At 58.4% G+C, this 21,595-nt stretch carries 23 protein-coding genes; 22 read left to right on the top strand and 1 reads right to left on the bottom strand.

Annotated features, from left to right (window positions below; translation table 11 throughout):
* Positions 1-19: 19 nt before the first annotated feature.
* From wecB to argF, 11 genes are all read left to right on the top strand, one after another.
* A complete protein-coding gene (gene wecB / locus BED41_RS08010) occupies positions 20-1,144 on the top strand; it encodes a non-hydrolyzing UDP-N-acetylglucosamine 2-epimerase (RefSeq protein ID WP_066744701.1) in 1,125 nt (374 codons plus the stop codon).
* A complete protein-coding gene (gene murA / locus BED41_RS08005; RefSeq protein ID WP_066744700.1) occupies positions 1,145-2,425 on the top strand; it encodes a UDP-N-acetylglucosamine 1-carboxyvinyltransferase in 1,281 nt (426 codons plus the stop codon).
* A 24-nt stretch (positions 2,426-2,449) separates the two neighbouring features.
* The gene (locus BED41_RS08000; RefSeq protein ID WP_066744699.1) at positions 2,450-3,292 is read left to right on the top strand and encodes an Asp23/Gls24 family envelope stress response protein; all 843 of its coding nucleotides are present in this window, start codon (positions 2,450-2,452) and stop codon (positions 3,290-3,292) included.
* A complete protein-coding gene (locus BED41_RS07995) occupies positions 3,289-3,951 on the top strand; it encodes a uracil-DNA glycosylase (protein WP_066744694.1) in 663 nt (220 codons plus the stop codon). The genes BED41_RS08000 and BED41_RS07995 overlap by 4 nt, the downstream gene beginning before the upstream one ends.
* A 16-nt stretch (positions 3,952-3,967) precedes the next feature.
* On the top strand, positions 3,968-4,657 hold the full coding sequence (gene uppS / locus BED41_RS07990) for a polyprenyl diphosphate synthase (protein WP_066744692.1): 690 nt from the start codon (positions 3,968-3,970) through the stop codon (positions 4,655-4,657).
* On the top strand, positions 4,644-5,477 hold the full coding sequence (locus BED41_RS07985; protein WP_066749115.1) for a phosphatidate cytidylyltransferase: 834 nt from the start codon (positions 4,644-4,646) through the stop codon (positions 5,475-5,477). The genes uppS and BED41_RS07985 overlap by 14 nt, the downstream gene beginning before the upstream one ends.
* Positions 5,478-5,480: 3 nt before the next feature.
* Positions 5,481-6,638 (top strand): 1-deoxy-D-xylulose-5-phosphate reductoisomerase, encoded by a 1,158-nt coding sequence (locus BED41_RS07980; RefSeq protein WP_066744690.1) that lies wholly within the window; start codon positions 5,481-5,483, stop codon positions 6,636-6,638.
* The gene (gene rseP / locus BED41_RS07975; protein WP_084002338.1) at positions 6,639-7,685 is read left to right on the top strand and encodes an RIP metalloprotease RseP; all 1,047 of its coding nucleotides are present in this window, start codon (positions 6,639-6,641) and stop codon (positions 7,683-7,685) included.
* Between the two features lie 13 nt (positions 7,686-7,698).
* Positions 7,699-8,745 carry a (E)-4-hydroxy-3-methylbut-2-enyl-diphosphate synthase gene (gene ispG / locus BED41_RS07970; protein WP_066744688.1) on the top strand — a complete coding sequence of 349 codons (1,047 nt, stop codon included), beginning with the start codon at positions 7,699-7,701 and terminating at the stop codon, positions 8,743-8,745.
* 168 nt (positions 8,746-8,913) lie between these two features.
* The gene (locus BED41_RS07965; protein WP_066744686.1) at positions 8,914-10,149 is read left to right on the top strand and encodes an arginine deiminase; all 1,236 of its coding nucleotides are present in this window, start codon (positions 8,914-8,916) and stop codon (positions 10,147-10,149) included.
* 121 nt (positions 10,150-10,270) lie between these two features.
* Positions 10,271-11,224 carry an ornithine carbamoyltransferase gene (argF, locus tag BED41_RS07960; RefSeq protein ID WP_066744684.1) on the top strand — a complete coding sequence of 318 codons (954 nt, stop codon included), beginning with the start codon at positions 10,271-10,273 and terminating at the stop codon, positions 11,222-11,224.
* 382 nt (positions 11,225-11,606) lie between these two features.
* On the opposite strand, the gene BED41_RS07955 is transcribed toward argF, so the two are convergent.
* Positions 11,607-12,485, bottom strand: a complete 879-nt coding sequence (locus tag BED41_RS07955) for an epoxyqueuosine reductase (RefSeq protein WP_157102304.1) — start codon at positions 12,483-12,485, stop codon at positions 11,607-11,609.
* Between the two features lie 529 nt (positions 12,486-13,014).
* Between BED41_RS07955 and BED41_RS07950 the strand changes: the two genes are divergently transcribed.
* The 11 genes from BED41_RS07950 to queA all read left to right on the top strand — a co-directional run bounded on the left by BED41_RS07950 (position 13,015) and on the right by queA (position 21,586).
* The gene (locus BED41_RS07950; protein WP_066744680.1) at positions 13,015-13,293 is read left to right on the top strand and encodes a hypothetical protein; all 279 of its coding nucleotides are present in this window, start codon (positions 13,015-13,017) and stop codon (positions 13,291-13,293) included.
* A gap of 57 nt (positions 13,294-13,350) precedes the next feature.
* A complete protein-coding gene (locus BED41_RS07945) occupies positions 13,351-13,899 on the top strand; it encodes a hypothetical protein (RefSeq protein WP_066744679.1) in 549 nt (182 codons plus the stop codon).
* A complete protein-coding gene (locus BED41_RS07940; RefSeq protein WP_084002337.1) occupies positions 13,796-14,470 on the top strand; it encodes an Ig-like domain-containing protein in 675 nt (224 codons plus the stop codon). Before BED41_RS07945 ends, BED41_RS07940 begins: the two co-directional genes overlap by 104 nt.
* A gap of 692 nt (positions 14,471-15,162) precedes the next feature.
* On the top strand, positions 15,163-15,912 hold the full coding sequence (gene nadE, locus BED41_RS07935) for an NAD(+) synthase (RefSeq protein WP_066744675.1): 750 nt from the start codon (positions 15,163-15,165) through the stop codon (positions 15,910-15,912).
* Between the two features lie 35 nt (positions 15,913-15,947).
* Positions 15,948-16,694: a YebC/PmpR family DNA-binding transcriptional regulator gene (locus tag BED41_RS07930; RefSeq protein WP_066744673.1), complete on the top strand. Its 747-nt coding sequence runs from the start codon at positions 15,948-15,950 to the stop codon at positions 16,692-16,694.
* A complete protein-coding gene (gene ruvC, locus BED41_RS07925; protein WP_066744671.1) occupies positions 16,687-17,211 on the top strand; it encodes a crossover junction endodeoxyribonuclease RuvC in 525 nt (174 codons plus the stop codon). The genes BED41_RS07930 and ruvC overlap by 8 nt, the downstream gene beginning before the upstream one ends.
* A gap of 1 nt (position 17,212) precedes the next feature.
* Positions 17,213-17,815 (top strand): Holliday junction branch migration protein RuvA, encoded by a 603-nt coding sequence (gene ruvA / locus BED41_RS07920; RefSeq protein WP_066744669.1) that lies wholly within the window; start codon positions 17,213-17,215, stop codon positions 17,813-17,815.
* A 9-nt stretch (positions 17,816-17,824) separates the two neighbouring features.
* Positions 17,825-18,898 carry a Holliday junction branch migration DNA helicase RuvB gene (gene ruvB / locus BED41_RS07915; protein WP_066744668.1) on the top strand — a complete coding sequence of 358 codons (1,074 nt, stop codon included), beginning with the start codon at positions 17,825-17,827 and terminating at the stop codon, positions 18,896-18,898.
* Entirely contained in the window at positions 18,895-19,116 is a 222-nt protein-coding gene (locus BED41_RS07910) for a DUF2905 domain-containing protein (RefSeq protein WP_066744667.1), read from the top strand. The genes ruvB and BED41_RS07910 overlap by 4 nt, the downstream gene beginning before the upstream one ends.
* On the top strand, positions 19,116-20,525 hold the full coding sequence (locus tag BED41_RS07905; RefSeq protein ID WP_066744666.1) for a SpoIID/LytB domain-containing protein: 1,410 nt from the start codon (positions 19,116-19,118) through the stop codon (positions 20,523-20,525). The genes BED41_RS07910 and BED41_RS07905 overlap by 1 nt, the downstream gene beginning before the upstream one ends.
* A 5-nt stretch (positions 20,526-20,530) precedes the next feature.
* Positions 20,531-21,586, top strand: coding sequence for a tRNA preQ1(34) S-adenosylmethionine ribosyltransferase-isomerase QueA (queA, locus tag BED41_RS07900; RefSeq protein ID WP_066744665.1), 1,056 nt, complete (start codon positions 20,531-20,533; stop codon positions 21,584-21,586).
* The last annotated feature ends 9 nt before the right edge of the window (positions 21,587-21,595 follow it).

Genomic DNA, 21,595 nt, shown 5'->3' with positions numbered 1-21,595 from the left:
CATATAAGGAGGCGCCGTAATGGACAAGAAAAAAATAGTATGCGTCATAGGGACAAGACCCGAGGCCATAAAAATGGCCCCCGTCGTTATAGCGCTGGTGAAACAGGACTACTTTGACGTGAGGATACTGGCCACGGGACAGCACGCGGCCATGCTCGACCAGGTGCTTGACTTCTTCAGCCTCACGGCGGACAGGAATCTGCACATCATGAAGGAGCGCCAGACGCTCGATTACATAACATCGTCGGTGCTCACCGGCGCGGGCGAATATTTTGACGAGGTCAAGCCGGCGGCTGTACTGGTACACGGCGATACGACGACCACCTTCGCGGCGGGGCTCGCCGCCTTTTACCGCAATATTCCCATCGGCCACGTCGAGGCGGGACTTCGCAGCTGGAATATGAGGCTGCCCTTCCCCGAGGAGATGAACCGTGTCCTCATCGATAAGATCGTGACCTGGGGCTTCGCACCGACGGAGCTCGCGGCTGACAACCTCAGAAAAGAGGGGCTGCCGGAGAGCGGCATAAGCGTCACGGGGAACACAGTGATCGACGCCCTTTTCTATACTGTCGCCGCCCAGACCAAGCCGGAGTGCGAAGAGCTCCGGGCCCTGCCTGAGGGCGCGCCCTTCGTCCTCGTCACGGCCCACCGCCGCGAATCATGGGGAAAACCGCTTGAAGATATCTGCCGCGCCCTCGTGGGGATACTTGAGAGCCACCCGGAGCTGTGGATGGTCATTCCGATGCACAAAAATCCCGCCGTCCGTGAGATAATACATAAATACCTCGACGGCAGGGAGAAGGTCATTCTCTGCGACCCGCTCGACTATCCTGACTTTGTCTGGGCGATGAACGCCTCAAAGTTTATCCTCAGCGACAGCGGCGGCGTGCAGGAGGAGGCCTCGGCGATAAAAAAGCCGGTGCTCATCCTCAGAGACGTCACGGAGCGCCCAGAGGCGGTGGAGCACGGCAGCGGTCTGCTTGTAGGCGTCGACCGTGAGAAGATACTCGGTACGGCGCTCGAACTGCTGAACGACCCGGCGATGATAGCCGAAATAGAAAAGAGATGCGCGGCGCAGCCTTTCGGAGACGGCACGGCCTCGATCAAGATAGCAAATACTCTAAAGGAGAGTCTGCGGGACTAGATGGAAACTCACGGATTGAAAAAATTGGCAGAAAAAATGATCATACGCGGCGGCAAAAGGCTCAGCGGGACCATATCCGTCCAGGGAGCCAAGAACGCCGCTCTGCCTGTAATGGCGGCCTCCATCCTCCTGAAAGGGGAGTCGCTGAAGCTGGAAGGGGTCCCCGACCTCTACGACATACACACGATGTGCGATCTGCTGCGCCATCTCGGAGCGAAGGTGGACTTTAACGACCACTGCATGACCATAGACGTGCCGGAGGAGCTCAACTGCGAAACGCCGGTGGAGCTTGTGCGCAAGATGCGCGCCTCCTCGCTCGTACTCGGCCCGCTTGTCGCGAGATGCGGCCGCGCGCTGCTCCCGCTGCCGGGAGGCTGCGTGCTCGGCAGCCGTCCTCTGGACTTCCACCTCAAGGGACTTGCGAAGATGGGGGCGGAGATAGAGCTCAAGGGCGGTGCGGTGACGGCAACCGCCGGACGCCTCAAAGGGGCGACGATAACGCTCGACTTCCCCTCGGTGGGGGCCACGGAAAACCTTATGATGGCGGCGGCCCTCGCGGAGGGCACAACCTTCATCGAAAACGCCGCGAAAGAGCCAGAGATCGTGAACCTCGCGGAGATCCTGCGCCTTATGGGCGCCCCAGTAAAGGGCGACGGCACGGAGACGATCCGTGTCACGGGCATGGATTCGCTCCATTCGGCGAGCGGCGAGATCATTCCCGACCGCATAGAGGCGGCCACCTACCTCATGGCCGGCGTGATCACCAACGGCAGCGTCACCGTGAAGGGCATCTCGGCGAATTACATGGAGGCGATACTCAACAAGCTGCAGGAGGCCGGCGTCGAGATCGACGTCTTCGGCAGCGAGATTACGGCGAAATGGGTCGCCCCCCTTAAGGGCGTAACGATCAAGACAATGCCCTATCCAGGCTTCCCAACGGATACGCAGCCGCAGCTGATGGCGGTGCTGACCCTCGCGGGCGGCACCAGCGTCGTCCATGAGAGCGTCTTTGACTCACGCCTGCTCCACATCAACGAATTTAAGAAGATGGGGGCCAAAATCGAAGTTCAGGACAACATCGCGATCGTCACCGGCGTCGGCAAACTCAACGGTGCGGAGGTCCATTCTTCAAATCTCCGTGCTGGAGCGGCGCTGATCCTGCTCGGCCTCGCCACCGAGGAGGAGACGATGATCTGCGACCTCCAGCACGTCTGGCGCGGTTACGAGGGGCTGGTGGACAAGCTGCGCGCCCTTGGAGCGGATATAAGCTTTGCCGAATAACGGAATAATAGAGGAGTGTGCGGAATGGCTGAAGACAGACAGCCTCTGATACCAAATGTAAAAACATCCGCCTTCGTTGGCGCGGCGGGCACCGGCAAAAGCCAGAGGGCCCAGCTCGTCGCTTCGTTGGTTGACGCCGATTACATAATAGACGACGGGCTCGTGATCCATAAGGGCAGCATCGTCTGCGGCAAAAGCGCCAAATCGGAGAGGAACCAGGTGAGCGCCATCAGGCGCGCCATCTTCGAGTTCGACGACCACCGCAAAGAGGTTATCGACTACTTCCGTTCGGCCGCCCCCTGTTCCGTGATGGTCATCGCCACCTCTGACAACATGGCGATGCGGATACTGCGCAAGCTGAAACTGCCCGCACCGGAGCAGATAGTCCACATAGAGGACGTCGCGACGCCGGAGGAGATACTGAAGGCGCGCCGTGAACGTTTCAGCAAAGGGCAGCACGTCATACCGGTATCCCATGTGCTCGTGCGCAAGAATTTCGCTGGCAAGCTCGTAGGCCAGCTGCGGGTATTCTGGAAATCAAAGGACAAGCACGAGGGAGAAAAGACTATCGTGCGGCCGCCGTTCAGCTTCTACGGCAACGTCCACATCGAGACGGAGGCCATCGAGGAGCTCGCCTCGTTTATCGCCAGCCGCACGGCGCAGGTAGCGAAGGTCAACGAGGTCAAAGTAAGCCCCGAAGAGGAGGAGTCGCTTCGCATCGAGATGAAACTTACGGTGACGCTCGGCGATAAAAAATTCCTCAGCATTGCAAATCTGGTAAAAGAACGCATAGCGGTGAGCCTGCGCTACTTCACGGGGCTCGACGTAAAAACTGTAGACGTAGTTATCGCGGAGGTTCAAATATGACGGCAAATGAAGACATACTGCTCAGGCTGACCCCAGAAGAGAGGGCGGCGATGAAAAAGACACTCTGGGAGGAGACGAAGGCCAACACCCTCGCCTGCCGTGCCTGTCCGCTCGCGGCGACGCGGACAAAAGTCGTCTTCGGCGACGGCGACCCCGATACAAAGCTGATGTTTATCGGCGAGGGACCCGGAGCCGACGAAGACACGCAGGGGCTGCCCTTCGTCGGCAGGGCCGGACAGCTTCTTACCCAGATACTCACCGCGGCGGATATCAGCCGCAAAGACGTCTATATAACAAACATCGTGAAATGCCGGCCGCCGGAAAACCGCGTGCCGACGCCCGCGGAGACGGTGATCTGCGACAAACACCTGCAGACCCAAATAATGCTGATAAACCCCGCGCTGATGGTACTGCTCGGAAACACGCCTGCGCGCTGGATACTGCAGACGAGCGAAGGTATTACGAAGCTCCGCGGACGCTGGTTTGAATGGCGCGGAATCGCCGTCATGCCGATGTTCCATCCGAGCTACCTGCTGCGCAACGCCAGCTCTAAAGAGGGCAGCCCCAAACACCTGACCTGGCTGGACATCCAGGAGGTCAAGCGCCAGTGGGACGCCGTCAAAGCGACCGGTTCGATAAGCGGCATCAAATTCGGCTAGGACAGACGACAACGACATGGAAAAGAAAAAACTCGAACACGTGGCAATCATCATGGACGGCAACGGGCGCTGGGCAAAATCCCGGCATCTGCCGCGTGTCATGGGCCACCATGCCGGAGTGCGGGCCGTGGAGCGCACCGTGCGCGCCGCAAAGGATCTCGGAATACCCTATATCTCACTCTACGCCTTCTCTACGGAGAACTGGAAGCGCCCCAAGGGCGAGGTGCTCGGCCTCATGGGGCTCTTCCGCTACTATATGAGCTCAAAGCTCAACGAACTATGCAAAGAGGAGACCCGTATGCGCTTCGCGGGAGACCTCGCGGCGCTGCCGGAGGACATCCGGCAGATACTGCGAAACGCCGAAGAAAAGACGGAAAAGTACACGGAACGCCAGCTTATAGTCTGCCTGAACTACGGCGGACGTAAAGAAATTATAGACGCTATAAATAAAATAACTGCCCAAAATCCACAGGCGACGGTAACCGAGGAGATGCTGCGGGAGAACCTTTACCTGCCGGACATCCCTGACCCCGACCTCATCATCCGCACCAGCGGTGAGCTGCGCCTCAGTAACTTCTGGCTTTGGCAGAGCTCTTACAGTGAATACTATTTTACGGACAAATATTGGCCCGATTTCAATAAAGAAGACCTTGAGGAGGCTGTCAAAGATTACTATGAAAGAGAACGCCGTTATGGAAAAGCTTAAAGAATTTTTCCGCTCCAGCCCCGACCTGCAGCTGCGGGCATTCAGCAGCATATTTATCGTACTGGCGGTAATTGGAGGAATTGTCCTCGGAGGACACATCTGGAGCGCGATCGTCATCCTCATCGCGATGCTCTCGCTCTGGGAGTTCTACAAACTGCAGTCGGCAAAGCTCAGCACCTCGCCGGCGCTGATCATGGTTTCCGGGCTCTTTATCCTGCTCGGCACAGCCTTCGGCCTCATGAGCATCGCGACCATCCTCTGCTCAATTTCGGCGATAGCCTTCATCGCGCTCTTTCTTGAGGTGCTGAAGCGCCAGGTCTCGGGAGAAAGCAACGCGCTCGTGACCATGGGAGCCACCGTGGCCGGTATCGCCTACGTCGTGCTGCCGTGGTCCTTCATGATCCTCATACGCTCGCGCGAGCTCGGCGCGATGTTCCTCATCACGCTCTTCTTCTGCACCTGGAGCTGCGACGTCGCAGCCTATTTCGTCGGCAGCCATCTGGGCAGGAACCTTCTCTGCAGCCAGGTCAGTCCCCACAAGACCTGGGAGGGCTTCCTCGGCGGGGCGGCGGCTAGCTTCATGTGCGGCGGCCTTTTGGCGCTCCTCTTTTCCTTCCCGCCGATGCCGCTGCTGCTGATGGGGCTGCTCTGCGGGATAGCGGGACAGCTCGGCGATCTTGGCGAATCGGTGCTCAAACGCGAGGCCGGCGTCAAAGACACCGGCTCGATAATCCCCGGACACGGCGGACTGCTCGACCGATTTGACAGCATTCTCGTCAATGGTACGCTTGCGTTCGTCATATTTGAGCTGGTAGGATAACAAATGAAAAAGATCCGCCTTGCGGTAACGGGAGCCACCGGCAGCGTCGGCGGCGCGGTACTTGATATCTGCGCCCGCTTCCCGCAGTTCTTTGAGATAAGGGCGCTGGCGGCCAAAAGCAACGCGAAAAAACTGACGGAGCTTGGCCGAAGGCACGGCGCGAAGCTGCTATGCCTCACGGAGCCGGAAGATAAAAACTGGCGCGAAGAGGGCTTTACCTGCCTCTCCGGCGTCAATGGGCTCACGGAGATGGTGGAGGAGCCCTCCGTCGACCATGCGGTTTTCGCCTCGTCGGGCGTTGCCGCGATCAAGGCGCTGCAAAAAGCCCTTATGCGCGGTATCGACGTCTCCCTAGCGAATAAAGAAAGCATCGTCGTCGCGGGGCCCTGGGTGATGCCATTAATAAAGCGGGCAGATCAGCTGCGCCCCGTGGACAGCGAACACAGCGCCGTCTGGCAGTGCCTGCGCGACGCTCCGAAAGAGGAGGTCTCGCGTATCTGGCTCACGGCCTCGGGCGGCCCTTTCCGTGACTACAGCGCCGCACAGATGGAAGGGGTGACGCCGGAGGCGGCGCTCAACCACCCCGTCTGGAAGATGGGGCCGAAGATTACCGTCGACAGCGCCACGCTGATGAACAAGGGCATCGAATGCATCGAGGCGATGCAGCTGTTCGGCCTGCCCGCTGAGAGGGTCGGCGCTCTCATACATCCACGCTCTCAGGTACATGGGATGGCGGAGTTCATTGACGGCACCGTCAGGCTGCTGCTCTCGCAGGCGGACATGAGGCTGCCCGCGGCGGCGGCCATCGCCTGGCCCAGGCGTTTGCCGCTCGCCGAGAACGCCCTGCCGCCCATCGAGCCGAAAGACTGGGACCTTTGCTTCCGGGAGATAGACGAGAAACTTTTTCCCTGCTTCGCGCTCGCGCGCGAGGCGGGACGGCTCGGAGGAGCCTACCCGGCGCTGCTTGTGGGAGCCGACGAGAGCGCCGTCAGACATTTCCTCAATCACGAGATATCGTACCGTGCCATCGCGGAGATCATCTCGGAGGTGCTTGAGGCCTGCGGCGAAAAAACGCCGCAAACGCTTGAAGAGGCTGTCGCCCTCGTCGAAACGGGCGAAAAGATGGCGGACAAGATATGTAGAGACCGGAGGAACAGATAATTGATAAGTATCATTTCGTTTTTGATAGTAATAGGAATATGCGTGATGTCGCACGAGGGCGGCCACTACTGGGCGGCCCGCTTCCGCGACGTCATGATACACGAATACTCGTTCGGTATGGGGCCGGTGCTCTGGAGACGGCGCAAGGGCGAGACGCAGTACTCCTTCCGCGCCTTTCCCATCGGCGGATTTGTGAAGCTTGAGGGTGAGGACGCCGGAGAAGATGGAGAAGAAAAGCCGGCTGACTACGACCCCAAACGTTCGCTGGCCAATAAAAAACCCTGGGAGCGCATCCTGATAATCGGCGCGGGAGCGTCCGTAAACATCGCCCTCGCCTGGCTGCTGACGGCGGCCTACCTCAGCGGTTACGGCGTCTACAACATGGAGACGCCTAAGCTGGGAAACATCATGGAAGACACCCCGGCCTACAGCGCGGGGCTCAAAAGCGGCGACGTCATCAGGAGCATCGACGGCAAAGAGCTTAAAAACTGGTCGGATATCAGAAAAAACATCCAGGATAAAGACAAAAAGGGAGACCGTTTTGAAATCACCGTCGACCGCGGCGGTGAGGAGAAAAACTTCACGGTCGACGTGCCGGTAGACAAAGAGGCCGGCGGCCGCCTGCTCGGCGTACAGCCCTCTCACGAAAAATACCCCGTCGTAAAGGCGCTCGGCACGGCTTTCACCTACTCGTGGAAGATGAGCGTGGAAATACTGAGCGGCCTATGGATGGCGCTCACCGGACAGATAAAGGCCGACGTCACCGGCCCCGTGGGCATCGCGACGATGGCGGGGGACGCCTTCCGCGAAGGATTCTGGACCTTCATCGCCTTCCTCGGCGTGATAAACCTCAACCTCGGCCTGCTCAACCTGCTGCCATTCCCGGCACTCGACGGCGGGCGGATAATCTTCATCCTTGTGGAACTGGTGACGCGCCGCAAAGTACCGGAAAGAGTGGAGACTATGATACACTACGCGGGCTTCATCATCCTGCTCGCGCTGATCTTCCTCGTCACCGGCAAAGACATCTACAGACTTATACACTAGGAGCTGATTCGTCATGGGCAGCAGAAAAAGCGTCTCTATCGAAGGGCTGAAAATCGGAGGCGGCGCGCCGGTACGCGTCGAAAGCATGCTGAAAACGCGCCTCACGGATATCGCAGGCGGCGCTGAAGAGACGGCGAAACTCGCCGCCGCGGGCTGTGAGCTCGCAAGAGTGGCGCTGCCGGAACAATCTCTCGCCGCGCCCTTTGCGGAGCTCATCAAAAAAAGCCCTCTGCCGCTTATGGCGGACATCCACTTTGACCACAGACTCGCCCTCGCGGCCCTCGGGGCGGGCTGCCGGGCTATCAGGATAAACCCCGGCAACATGAGCGGCTCCGCCGGACTTGCCGAGGTGACCGCCGCCGCGAAAGACCTGGGGGCCGTCATCCGCATCGGAGCCAACGGCGGTTCCCTAAACAACGCACAGCTCGAAAAAACAGACGGCGACAGGGGAGCGGCGCTCGTGCTGGCCGTCGAAGAACAGCTCAAAATGCTTCTGGAAAACAAATTTGAAGACATCATAATCTCCGCGAAATCCTCCTCGGTGGAGGAGACGGCGCGCGCGAACGCCATCCTTGCCAACCGCTGGCCCTTCCCGCTCCACATCGGCATCACCGAGGCGGGGTGCGGCAATTCCGGGATCGTCAAGGGCGCGGTCGGCATCGGCCTGATGCTCGCGCAGGGAATCGGCGACACTATCCGCGTCAGCCTCACCTCGCCTGGCGCGGAAGAGGTCGAGACGGGCTACAACATACTTCAGGCCCTCGGACTGCGCAGCAGGGGATGGCAGCTCGTCAGCTGTCCCACCTGCGGCCGCCGCCGCATCGAAGTCGCCGCGCTTGTAGAAAAACTCCGCGCGATCATACCGCCGACGGCGAACAAAGGCATGACCATCGCCGTAATGGGCTGCGAAGTGAACGGACCGAAAGAGGCCTCCGGGGCCGACTTCGGCGTCGCCGGAAGCCCCAACGGCTTCATCGTCTTCAAAAAGGGCGCCTTCCTCTGCCGCGGCGAAATGGAAGATTTTGAAAAAATCATCCGCGAACAGATTGTGATTTACTAAACTTAGCCAAATATAAAGTTTAACTATCCTTTGTGAAAAAACATGTTGACGAAATGGGGATAAAAATATAAGATAGTCATGTAGTGTTGGTATTTCAAACTTTTTACCTTCTCAGCGCAAAAAAATTATTGCAACATAAGTTTTAATAAAAACTTAGGAGGTGTAAAAATGAACCAGGAAAGCCAATTTAGTGTATTCTCCGAGACAGGGCCGCTCCGACAGGTAATGCTTCACAGGCCCGGCAAGGAGATCGACCGGCTTACCATTGAAAACATGGACGAGCTTCTTTTCGACGACCTTCTCTGGCTCGCGCAGGCACAGAAAGAGCATGACAACTTTGCCGAAATACTGCGAAAAGAGGGGACCGAGGTCCTCTACTTCAGCGACTGCCTCGCGCAGGTTATGGACTCCGTAGAGGTCCGTGAACAGCTCATCAAGGATGTATTCAGGTTCGAGTGCCTTGACCGACGACTTTCGGAGGCCTTCATAACGGAGCTGATGAACATACCGTCAAAAGAGCTGGCGGATCATCTCATTGAAGGCTACACCAAAAAAGAGGTCAGAGAGATCTGCAAATGCAGTTTGAGCTTAGTTTCATCCGTTGACAACGGCAGTGATTTCATTATCCACCCAATCCCAAACCTTTACTTCCAACGCGACCCAGCAATGACCGTGGCAAACGGCATCATAATCGGACAGATGACCTTTGAGGCCCGCCGTATTGAGCCGCTCTACTGGAAATACATCGTCGGCCACCACCACAGATTCAAAGGAATGCAGATACTGTTCGGAGACGCGCCCGACGAAGTATGGCCGCAGAAAGTCGAGGGCGGAGACCTGCTTGTGATCTCCGGCGACACCATGGCTATCGGCGTATCGCAGCGCACCGCGCCGACCACCGTTCAGCGTATCGGCCGCAACCTGGCCTCGCGTACCCCGATTAAGCGCATCTTCGCCTTTGAGATCCCCAAAGAGCGTTACTGCATGCACCTCGACACTGTCTTTACGATGGTCGACCGCGACGCCTTCTGTATCTACCCGCCGATCCTCGAGTCGCTCAAAGTCTGGCAGCTCGACTACAGCGACGAGGGCCGGCTCGTCAGCCTGGAACAAAAAGAAAACTGGCAGCGGTCGGTCGCCAACGCGCTGGGCTACGACGATCTGCGCCTCATCAAAATGACGGCGCGCGACAAGGCCGAGATGGCGCGCGAACAGTGGCATGACGGCTGCAACACCTTCGCCGTCGCCCCCGGAAAAGTCGTCACCTACAACCGCAACATCAACGCCACAAAGATACTCAGGGACAACGGGATAGAGGTTCTTGAGCTGGAAGGGCCGGAGCTCGGCAGGGGACGCGGCGGCCCGCGCTGCATGTCCATGCCGCTTAACAGGCTGCCAATATAGGATTGTAAAATATAGTTGATATTAAATTATTCAATAAAAAGCTATTTACAATTCTCTAAAAGACGGTAAAATATACAGCCTAAAATAAAAGAAATATCAAACTTGAAGGGAGCAATCATCTATGCCTGTGAATCTTCGCAACCGCCATCTTATTTCGCTCAAGCATCATACCCCTGAAGAGATCAACTATCTGCTTGACCTCTCAACGGACCTCAAGAACAAAAAACGCGCCGGGATAAAGGGCAACCTCCTCGAGCGCAAAAACGTCGCGCTCATCTTCGAGAAGCCCTCGACCCGTACACGCTGCGCCTTTACCGTCGCCGCCATAGATGAGGGCGGACATCCCGAATACCTCGGCAAGAACGACATCCAGCTTGGCCACAAAGAAGACGTCGCGGACACCGCCCGCGTCCTCGGACGCATGTTCGACGGCATCGAATTCCGCGGCTTCAGCCAGCAGGTCGTCGAGGACCTCGCGAAATACGCCGGCGTCCCTGTGTGGAACGGCCTCACCGACGACTACCACCCGACACAGGTGCTCGCCGACTTCCTCACCATCCGTGAGAATTTCGGCCGCCTCAAGGGCATCAAGCTCGTCTACGTCGGAGACGGACGCAACAACGTCGCCAACTCGCTGATGATCGGCGCCGCGAAGATGGGTATGCACTTCGTTATCGGCTCGCCGAAGGAGCTCTTCCCCGATCCCGCCCTCGTCGCCGAATGCGAGCAGATCGCGAAAGACTGCGAATCCGGCGCGACGATAACCGTCACCGATGACCCCAAGGCCGCCGTCAAAGGCGCGGACGCCATCTACACCGACGTCTGGGCCTCCATGGGCGAAGAGGCGAAGGCCGCCGAGCGCAAGGCTCTGCTCAAACCCTACCAGGTCAACAAAGAGCTCATCGAGGCCACCGGCAACGACGACGTCATCTTCCTGCACTGCCTCCCAGCGGTAAAGGGAAACGAAGTGACGGAAGAGGTATTTGAGTCGCGCCACGCAAGGCAGTTCGACGAGGCCGAGAACCGCATGCACACCATCAAAGCGGTGATGGTCGCCAGCATCGGCAACTTCTAGAAATCGGCGTTTATACGCGCCGTCTGCGTCATAACCTGCCCCCTGAGTGTCCTCGCCGTATGAAAATACGGCTCCGGTACTCAGGGGGCAAATTATTTAGCATCCAGTACGTCTAAACGCCGATTTATTTTCTGTAGGTGGAAAAAGTAATAAAAAAGTGGTTTTGTTTTGGTTTGTAATGCTGGGCCTGAGCCGGCATCCAGTGGTCCAAAAGTCTCTGGACACCGGCTCGGTGGCCGGTGTGACAAAACAAAAGCTGAATGACGGTTTACGTTCTTAGAGCCTTCCTTTTTAGGAAGGTGGATCGCCGCCGCTTTTGCGGCGAGACGGAAGGAGTGCTGCTCTGTTTGGCGCGGAAAGCCGCGGCAGATACTAAGGTCAACTATAGAAAACATCTGTACAGCTCCGGCCTTCCCCTTCCCGGTATCCGATCCTCGCAGGGGACCTTTGTCTGGCAGAGGCCGCAGGCGTAGACCTGAAATCCGCGGTCTTTGAAGAACTCGACGCATTCTCCGTGCAGAAAACTTTCGCATTTTTTCTTGTCGTGTCCCTCCCTGGAAAGCGCGCCGGCGGGGCATCTGCTGATGCAGAGGCCGCAGAGGCCCTTGGCGAACCAGGGGCAATATTCGTGGATATCGGCGTATTCGCGCGGCGTAGGCGGCAGCTGCGCCCCGATGACGATAGAGCCGCACCGGTGGGCTTTGCCGAGGGGCGTGATAAGCCCGTCGCAGAGACCGAAGGTGCCGAGCCCCGCCGCATAACAGGCATGCCGCTCCGACCAGTTCGAGGCGATATAATACTTTTCCGAACGGAAACGCCTCACCTCGGCCGGATGACCCATCGGAAAGACGGCCTCTATCCCTCTCTCCGCGAAGAAATTCTCCAGACGCCGTCCCAGCGAAATATAAAACCTTTCTCCCTCCAGCTTGGCGCGCCCCCACCTCTCGGATGGAAGGCTGCGGCACGCCGAGTTTTTTCCGCGTGTGGCGGCGGTCTGCGGCAGCACCCAGCAGAGAACGGTAAGCTCTCCCGCGCAAGCCCCGGACGAAGGATAAATGGTACGGAAAAGTTCCCGCGGCGTATAACAGGGAACGTCGGCGTCGTGGCGGAATTCTTCAAATATGGGGTCGTCTCCCGAGGCGCAGCCGAGAATGAAATTATCCCATGCCGGCAGCCGTTCACAGCCCCCGATATTGTTCTCCGGGGAATCCAGTTCGCGTGAAAAAAAATCCAGTATTTCCGCTTTCAGCTCTGAATACACGGCCATCCCTCCATAAAATTAGCGTTGTGACGCCATTATATCCCATCGACATTTTTGGGGACGCTTAGCGTGAAAATTTTCCGCGCCGGACGGCCCCGCTCGGCGGCGAAAAACGGACCGGAGATATACCGTCCGCCATTATCATGTACATTAAATATCGCCAAAGGCCGGTTCGGAGGCCGGAGCAGCAAAACAGGGGCAAACGGCGGGGCCTCTCTTTTGGCGGCAGGCACATCTGTACGCCGCGGCGGTTTCGTGCGCCCCGCCGCCTCTGTTCGCCGATGGTTCGCATCGTCAGGCCGCGATACCTCCGCGCGCCATACCGCGGCTTCGCTCTTTTCTTCCCCCGCCTGCCCCGTACACACCCCGTTTCAACCATTTTTTTATAAATAAAAATAACCGGAATATTTTTACAATGACCCGCTATATTTTTCAACATATTTACTGTATGATAAAGTGAATAAAACTGTCAAGGAGGTCAAGACCATGTACGAAACCGCAGTCGGCGCGGGAACAAAAGTAACTGAGGTTGCCCCCCCATAGGACTAACCGCAAGTTACAACTGACGGCATTTTTACTCTTACTGCTCCTCTCGGCGCTCGCCGCGCCCTCCGCCGCGCGGGCGGCGATAGCCCCCGTGGAACCGGCCTCGGACGACCATGGCGTATATCTGCTCTCCGAACTGGGCCATCTCCTCTGGTTCCGTGAGACGGTCAACGACGTCAGCGCGGACATCAAAGCGAAACTCATGAATGACATCGACCTCTCGGAGGGCGGCAGCCCCTCGCACTGGCCCCCGATCGGTTAATACAGGGATGAGACCCCCAACGGCTACGCCGGCAAATTCGACGGCGGCGGCTTCACCGTGAGCGGCTATATCGTCGCCTCCGCCGACGTGGTGAGCGCGGATGACGTCGGCGGCCTCGCCGCGGGTTTCTTCGGCCTCGTCGGCCAAAGCGCCGAGATCCGCGGTCTCACCGTCGGCGGCGTCGTCAGCGTTGACATTGGCAACAATACAGATAAAATCTATATCCACGCGGGCGGTATCGCGGGAACCAGCTACGGCACGATAACGGACAACGCCAACAGCGGCGAGGTCTCGGCCTCCGGCGACTCCAACGAAAACAACGCGGGCGGTATCGCGGGAACCAGCTACGGCACGATAACCAACAACGCCCACAGCGGAGGTACGGTCACAGCCTCGGGCGGCTCCGACAACTACGCAGGCGGCATTGCTGGATACAATGACTTGGGGAACATATCCAACAGCTGCTGGTTAGCCGGCGATCTTGAGGCGGTCGGCGGCGGCGATGGAAAAGGTTGTCACCACCGTCCTGCCCGTGGAGCGGACGCTCTCCGTGGAGATTGGCGGCTCCGTTCCAGCCCTCGTCTCCTACCCGGGTACAGCGGATGATATGACGGGCTATCTTTCCATCAGCGGCGATATCTCCGTCGCCTCGCCTGATATCGCCGGTATCTCTGACCGCTGGCCCTGCGCCGTCTCCGGCATAAAACCGGGCGTGACGGCGGTGAGCTTTGACATGGACCTGCGGGCCACCGATTTCAGCGACAAAAATAACCTCAAGCCGCTCGCCAGGAGCTGTGTTACAGACCCGCTCTCATTCACCGTCGCCGTCAGCGGCGTTCCCGTTACCGAAGTCAGCCTCGACCTCACAGAGCTGACGCTGAATATCGGGGAGAGCAAAACGCTCACCGCGACGGTAAAACCGGACGACGCGACATATAAAGCGGTCGCCTGGATAAGCTCCAATCCGGCGGTCGCCGCGGTGGACGATACGGGCAAAGTGACGGCGCTGTCGGCCGGCACAACTGTTATCACCGCGAAGGCCGGAGAAAAGAGCGCCACATGCACGGTGACCGTCGTCAAACAAAAGTCAGGCGGCTCCAGCCACGGCTGCGCCGCTGGACTGGGCGCGCTCTCCATGCTGACGCTGATACCGCTCTGGCTGAGAAGAAAGAGGTAGGATAAGAGAGATAAAGAGAGGAAAATAAGAGGCAAAAGAGGAAACAAGGGGCGCGGGCGAAAGGTCCGCGCCCCTTATCGTGCGCACGGCCCGCCGCGCTCCGACCAATCACGGAGGTTCGCCCGCTTTTTCAAACCTCTAAAAGCAAGCCGCGAAAACACCAGCCCCGTGGATACGAAGTATAGATAAACCACCGTTAAAGATAAATCAGACGGGAAAAGAGATAAATAACGATTTATCATTTCCCTTATCGAAGGTAAGTAACGGTTTAGCTTTTGACTTGCCCTTTTAGCCTCCCTCTCTGAGGGAGGTGTCGGCCGCCTGCTTTTGGCGGCTGACGGAAGGAGTGTTGCTCTGTTTGGTGCGGAAACCGCGCCAAACAGAGCCCGCGGCAAAAGCCGCGGGAGAACCAAAGGTCAACTCTCCCTCAGTCTCGGCGAAAAAACATCGTCGAGCCAGCTCCCTCACATGAACAGAGGGCGCCTTTAAGGGCAAAGTCAAAAGATAAAGCGTTATTTATTCCTTGCACCGTCGAAGCTAATCCGCTATTTACCGCTTTCCCAACCCAAAGGAAATCGGCGTTTATACCTTTATTCTGTCACTCGCATCTAAAATAATGACGGCGCTGTGGCTTTTGTGATAAAATATGCTTTGCACAAAATTTGCTGGCGTTTGAAAGTGAGGCACGCGGAATGGAGATCTATCGGAACCCGGAAAAGATAACGCGCTTTCTGGTAAGCTGGATAAAGGAAAAGTTCGGCGTCGCCGGAGCTAAGGGCGCGGTCCTCGGCATCAGCGGCGGGATCGATTCCGCGGTGCTCGCGGCGCTTCTCGCCAAGTCGCTGGGGCCTAATAGGGTTATCGGCGTGATTATGCCCTGTTACAGTATGCAGGTAGACGAGGATTACGCGAGGCTGCTGGCAGAGGCGATAGGAATAAGGACGATGAAGGTCGATCTCTCATCATCCTACGACACGCTCAAGAGAGAGATCGAAAACTCACTTCCAGAACTCGGCGGACTTTCCGCCGCCAATATTAAACCCAGATTACGAATGACTACGCTTTACGCAATAGCCCAACAACATGGGTACCTTGTCTGCGGCGGCAGCAACAGGGACGAGATAACTTTCGGATATTTTACCAAATACGGCGATTCCGGCGTCGACCTGATGCCGATCGCGGATCTCCTGAAGGGCGAGGTTTGGGCCGTCGCGAAACATCTCGGCGTGCCGCGTGAAATCATCGACCGTCCTCCGACGGCGGCGCTCTGGGAGGGGCAGACGGACGAGGCGGAGATGGGGCTCACCTACGAAGAGCTTGACCGTTATATCGCCACCGGCGGGGCCACGGAAGAGGCAAAGCAAAAAATTGAAGCGGCAGTTAAGAGATCGGCGCACAAAAGAGCCTTTGCGGCAATGGCAAAACTGCCCGAAAATCTTTAATTTAAAATTTCAAATTAAACTATGAGGTGATTTTTTTGTCAGGACATTCACATTGGTCTGGTATCAAACACAGGAAGGCGGCACAGGACGCCAAGAAGGGCGTGGCCTTTCAGAAGCTGGTAAAGGACATTATCGCGGCGGCGAAAGAGGGCGGCGGCGACCCCAACAGCAACTTCCGTCTTAAGGTCGCCATAGAGCGCGCGAAGGCAGGCAACGTCCCCGTCGACAATATTGAGCGCGGTATCAAGCGCGGCACGGGCGAACTCGGCGGCCCGATGGAGGAGATATACTACGAGGGTTACGGCCCTAACGGCGTGGCCGTGATGGTGCAGGCGATGACGGACAACAGGAACCGCACCGCTCCCGATATGCGTTCGCTTTTCTCAAAGAGCGGCGGTTCGATCGGCGAAATGGGCTGCGTGGCCTGGAACTTCGACCGTAAGGGCGTCGTGGAGATTCTCGGCGAGGGTATCGACGAGGACGAGCTGATGATGGCCGCCCTTGAGGCCGGCGCGGACGACCTTGAGGCGGAGGAAGAGGGCTTTGAGGTCTCCTGCGACCCGAACGTTCTCTCCCAGGTGGCCCAGGCACTGCGCGAGGCCGGTTATAACGTGGGAACGATCGAGGTTCAGATGGTGCCGAAGAATACGGTGGCTATCGGCAATAAGTCGGACGCCGCGAAGATGCTCGCGATGATCGAGCGCTTTGAGGATCACGACGACGTGCAGGCGGTCTACGCGAACTTCGACATCCCGGACGAGATCCTGGCGGAACTTGACTAATCAAAGTAATAACGGCGCCATAAGAGCGCTTGGCATTGACCCCGGGCTCGGGACTTTGGGCTACGGGGTCGTTTCACAGTTGGGAAATTCGCTGATCTGCGAGAGCTACGGCGTCATCAAGACGCCGCCTAAGCTTTCGCTCTCTCAGCGCCTCTCATGCCTTTACAGCGAGCTTGGGACAAAGGCGAGGGAGTTCCCGCCGGATATGGTCGCGGTGGAGAAGCTCTTCTTCGGCAGAAACGTCACCACCGCGGAGATGGTCTGGCAGGCGCGCGGCGTCGTGCTGCTCTTCGCGGCACAGCTCGGCTTCGAGCCCTATGAGATAAAGCCCAGCGAGGTGAAGCTAGCCGTCTGCGGTTACGGCAACGCCGAAAAGGGGCAGGTGCAGGGGATGGTGGCCCATCTGCTCGGCCTGGAGAAGAACCCCAGCCCCGACGACGCGGCCGACGCGCTCGCGATAGCGATCGCGGGACTCGCGATGCGTAATTACGACCAGAACATTCTGAAAGGATATTGAGATGATAAATTACCTGCGCGGCACTCTTTCGTCATTTTCAAAGGAAAGCATCGTTCTCGACGTTTCCGGCTTCGGGATAGAGGTCTACCCGACAAAGGCGTTGCTGGCCTCCGCCGTGCTCGGCGAGGAGATGAAGTGCCACACCTATCTCCAGATAAGCGACGCGGGGCTTGCGATGTTCGGCTTCGCCTCTGAGACTGAGAGGGACTTTTTTCTTGAGCTGCTGCAGGTCAAGACGGTCGGGGGAAAGCTCGCAATCACGCTCATGCGTTATCTTGACATCGGTCATATCATCGAAGCGGTTAAAAACGGCAACATCTCGATGTTATCCGTACCAGGCCTAGGGGCCAAGAGGGCGGAACGTATCTGCTTTGAGCTTAAGCCTAAGATAGAAAAGAAGTTCGCCGGTATCGCCGCCGAAGCCGCATCTCCGGGTGCGACCTCTTTCGATTCGTTCGTTACGGACGCGCTGACGGGGCTTGGCTTCTCACACGGCGAATGCGCGCGCGCCATAGCGACGGCGAAGGCGCAGGCCGACGACGACGTACAGTGGAGCGAGGAGAGCCTGCTGATGGCCTCTCTGAGCATATTGCAGCGCAGATAGGGTAGGGAAATGGACGAAAATAACAGCATCCCCAATAAACTGATAGAGACGATGCGCTGCGGAAAGGAGGAGGAGATATCGACCCTCCGCCCGCAGGCGTTGAATGATTTCATCGGCCAAAGCGGCCTCAAGGACAAGCTGACGATCTTCATGACTGCTTCGATCCAGCGCGGCGAACCGCTCGATCATACTCTCTTTTACGGCCCTCCCGGCCTTGGCAAGACGACACTCGCGGGAATCATCGCGAAGGAGATGAAGGGCACGCTCCGCGTCACCACCGGTCCGGCGCTCGAACGCGCAGGGGACCTCGCGGCGATACTTTCAAACATCCAGCCGAACGACGTTCTCTTTATCGACGAGATACACCGCATGTCGGCGAATATCGAGGAGATACTCTATCCCGCGATGGAGGACTTTTCCCTCTCTATCGTCGTGGGCAAGGGCCCCCTCGCGCGCAGCATCCGCCTCGCGCTGCCGAAGTTCACGCTGATCGGCGCGACAACGCGCCTCGGCCTGCTCACCTCGCCGCTGCGCGCGCGCTTCGGCATCGTGGAGCAGCTGCATCTCTATTCGCCAGAGGAGCTGACGGCGATCGTCAAACGCGGCAGCGGCGTGCTTGGAGTAAGTATCGCCGACGAAGCGGCGGAGGAGATCGGCCTCCGCTCGCGCGGAACGCCGCGCGTGGCGCTGCGTCTTTTGCGCCGCGTGCGCGACGTCGCCGAGGTGAAGAAGGTTACGCTCATCGAACGCGACCTCTCGCGCTACGCGCTGGACATGCTTGGCGTCGACCCCGAGGGGCTTGACGAAGGGGACCGGAAGTTCCTCCGCGCGCTGATAGAGCTCTTTGACGGCGGCCCAGTGGGGCTGTCTACCCTCGCCGCGGCCCTCAACGAGGACGCGCAGACGATAGAGGACATCTACGAACCGTACCTTATCCAGAAGGGGCTGCTTGAGCGCACCCCGCGAGGCCGCAGGGCGACGCGCAACACCTGGGACTATCTCGGCATCCCCGTATCGCCGCATTTTATACAGATACAGCAGAGCCAGCTCAGCCTCTTCACAACGGAGGATGAGCTGCCATGAGCCAGCTTGGAAAGATGCTGGTCGCGGCGGGGCTACTGCTTGCAGCGGTTGGGGTAGTGCTAATTATCGCAGGAAAGCTGAACATTCCTCTTGGCAAACTGCCCGGAGATATTACATACCAGAAGAAAAATCTCACCGTATTCGCGCCGTTCGGGACGATGCTTGTCGTGAGCCTCATACTCACGCTGATTTTGAATATATTCTCAAGGTGGAAATAGTGAAAAGATATATCGTCACGCTGCTGTTCATACTCATCTTCTCGCAGGCCGCCGAGGCGCGCGACGTCCTGGTCCTGCTCAAGAGCGGCGCGCGCCAGTGCAAGATCGGCGGCACCTCGTACGTGATAAGGGTCGCCTCCGGCGGAGTGACGCCGGCGATCACCGGCTCCTTTTCGCTCTCATACGCTGGCGGCGGCTCTCTGAGCGCCGGCGCGGTGAGCTACGCCATGCCGGTCACAGTGACCTCTTCCTCTCCGATCATCATCGACGGAGTGAGCTATCACGGCTCGATTTTATTCGAGGCCTCCGGCTCAGGATTCAATATTGTAAATCAGGTGGACGTCGAGCAGTACCTCAAGGGAGTGCTGAAGGACGAAATGAGCCCGGCCTGGCCAGTGGAGGCCCTCAAGGCACAGGCGGTGCTGGCGCGCACCTACACGCTGTCGTCAAAGAAGCACGGTAAATATGACCTCTGCGCCCAGGTGCACTGCCAGAGCTACAGCGGCGTCGCCGGAGAGTCGCCTGCCATCGACGAGGCGGTCAGCGCGACAGGCGGCGAGCTTCTAAAGTACGGCGGCTCGGTGGCGCAGGTATTCTATTATGGAGACAGCGGCGGCTTCAGCGCCTCGTCAAGGGCGGTATGGGGCAAGGACATCCCCTACCTTCAGGCGCGCCCGGACCCCGTCTCTTACAGCAGCCCCAACGCAAGATGGCAGACGACGCTCTCCATGCAGCAGATATCAAGCAGCCTCGCCGCCGCGGGGATACAGGTTGGCTCAATATCGTCGATCCGTCCCTATTCGCGCGACGAGAGCGGCCGCGTACAGCAGCTGGAGATAAACGGCAGCGGCGGCAGGAAGCTCGTCACGGGAAGCCAGTTCCGTCTCGCGGTCGGCGCGGGGGTGGTGAAGAGCACACTCTTCGAGTTCGGCGCGGGAACCGTCTACACGCCGCAGGCTGCGCTTCCCTCCGCGCTCCAGAGTATCGCGCAGCGGAGCTATCCTGTAATTACCGACCGTTCGACGATGCCTGAAAAGGATGTAGATAAACTTTACTGGATGACGCAGAATAAGATATTTACCGTTCAGGAGCTCGTTTCGATGATTGGCAAAGAAAAGGATTATCCGAAGTTTATCGCCGAGGGCGAGGCTAGAATGAGCGGTAAAAAACTGCCCGCAGCGCCCGTGCGTCAGCCAGCGGCACAGCCGGTATATAACACGGCTGCGGGAGCCCCGCAGCTCTCGATGAACGGCGCCTCCGGCTCCTCGGTGACGATCTCCGGGCGCGGCTCGGGACACGGCGTCGGTATGCCACAATGGACGGCCAAGGCGCTGGCCGAGGCGGGCTGGAGCTACAGACAGATACTTGAATACTATTTCCCCGGCACGGCGCTGGAAAGAGGCTATTAAAAGATATGGAGAGAGACCTGACAAAGACGGCGGCCTACGATTATCAGCTTCCCAAAGAGCTGATAGCGCAGGACCCCGCGGAGCCGAGAGATTCGTCGCGGCTCCTTGTTGTACACAGGGAAAACGGCGGCACCGAGGATAGGATCTTCCGCGACATCACGGAATACCTTCACCCCGGCGACCTGCTGGTGATGAACGATACGCGCGTCCTTCCGGCGCGCGTGGAGGGCGTAAAGAATAACGAGGGCGGCGGCGGCGCGAAGGTGGAGATATTCTTCCTCAACCCAGGCGCGTCGGGCAACGAATGGACGGCGCTCGTCCGCCCCGGACGCAAGCTGCCGGAGGGGACGAGGGTGACGCTCGGCGGCGAAACGGAGGTCATCGTGGGAGCGAGGCTTGAGGACGGTCTGCGGACTATCATCTTCGCGCCCGAGGACGACCCGCTGGCGCTGATCCACCGCTTCGGCAGCACGCCGCTGCCGCACTACATAACGGATAGCCACGCCGACCCCGAACGTTATCAGACGGTCTATGCGAAGCGCGAAAAGGAAAATTCCGTCGCCGCGCCGACCGCCGGGCTGCACTTCACGCCGGAATTGCTCAAAAAACTCGCGGATATGGGCGTGCCGCATATCTTCATCACCTTACAGGTGGGGCTTGGCACCTTCCGCCCCGTAAAGGCCGAGAATATCGCGGAACATGTCATGCACACGGAATTCTGCGAAATACCGCCGGAGGCGGCGGCGGCGATAAAGGCGGCCAAAGAGAGAGGCGGACGCGTCGTCGCCGTCGGCACGACGGTGGTGCGCACCCTTGAATCATTCGCCCAGCGTTACGGCGAAATAGTCCCCGGCGTACTCGACACCAAGCTGTTCATCAGCCCCGGGTACCGTTTCCGGGTGATAGATGCCCTGATAACCAACTTTCACCTGCCGATGAGCACTCTGCTGATGCTCGTCTCCGCCTTCGGCGGATATGAGACGATGATGCGCGTCTATAACGAGGCGGTGGAGAAGCGTTACCGCTTTTTCTCCTTCGGCGACTCGATGTTTATAGAATGATAATAGGAA

The organism is Cloacibacillus porcorum (assembly GCF_001701045.1).
Classification (GTDB): Bacteria; Synergistota; Synergistia; order Synergistales; family Synergistaceae; genus Cloacibacillus; species Cloacibacillus porcorum.
The sequence above is the reverse complement of the archived record's forward strand: the minus strand, read 5'-3'. Positions and strand labels throughout refer to the sequence as shown.

Excerpts from the sequence above, each read along its gene's own strand:
- wecB (WP_066744701.1), top strand. The coding sequence starts at position 20 with ATGGACAAGAAAAAAATAGTATGCGTCATAGGGACAAGACCCGAGGCC.
- murA (WP_066744700.1), top strand. The coding sequence starts at position 1,145 with ATGGAAACTCACGGATTGAAAAAATTGGCAGAAAAAATGATCATACGC.
- BED41_RS08000 (WP_066744699.1), top strand. The coding sequence starts at position 2,450 with ATGGCTGAAGACAGACAGCCTCTGATACCAAATGTAAAAACATCCGCC.
- BED41_RS07995 (WP_066744694.1), top strand. The coding sequence starts at position 3,289 with ATGACGGCAAATGAAGACATACTGCTCAGGCTGACCCCAGAAGAGAGG.
- uppS (WP_066744692.1), top strand. The coding sequence starts at position 3,968 with ATGGAAAAGAAAAAACTCGAACACGTGGCAATCATCATGGACGGCAAC.
- BED41_RS07985 (WP_066749115.1), top strand. The coding sequence starts at position 4,644 with ATGGAAAAGCTTAAAGAATTTTTCCGCTCCAGCCCCGACCTGCAGCTG.
- BED41_RS07980 (WP_066744690.1), top strand. The coding sequence starts at position 5,481 with ATGAAAAAGATCCGCCTTGCGGTAACGGGAGCCACCGGCAGCGTCGGC.
- ispG (WP_066744688.1), top strand. The coding sequence starts at position 7,699 with ATGGGCAGCAGAAAAAGCGTCTCTATCGAAGGGCTGAAAATCGGAGGC.
- BED41_RS07965 (WP_066744686.1), top strand. The coding sequence starts at position 8,914 with ATGAACCAGGAAAGCCAATTTAGTGTATTCTCCGAGACAGGGCCGCTC.
- argF (WP_066744684.1), top strand. The coding sequence starts at position 10,271 with ATGCCTGTGAATCTTCGCAACCGCCATCTTATTTCGCTCAAGCATCAT.
- BED41_RS07940 (WP_084002337.1), top strand. The coding sequence starts at position 13,796 with ATGGAAAAGGTTGTCACCACCGTCCTGCCCGTGGAGCGGACGCTCTCC.
- nadE (WP_066744675.1), top strand. The coding sequence starts at position 15,163 with ATGGAGATCTATCGGAACCCGGAAAAGATAACGCGCTTTCTGGTAAGC.
- ruvA (WP_066744669.1), top strand. The coding sequence starts at position 17,213 with ATGATAAATTACCTGCGCGGCACTCTTTCGTCATTTTCAAAGGAAAGC.
- ruvB (WP_066744668.1), top strand. The coding sequence starts at position 17,825 with ATGGACGAAAATAACAGCATCCCCAATAAACTGATAGAGACGATGCGC.
- BED41_RS07910 (WP_066744667.1), top strand. The coding sequence starts at position 18,895 with ATGAGCCAGCTTGGAAAGATGCTGGTCGCGGCGGGGCTACTGCTTGCA.
- queA (WP_066744665.1), top strand. The coding sequence starts at position 20,531 with ATGGAGAGAGACCTGACAAAGACGGCGGCCTACGATTATCAGCTTCCC.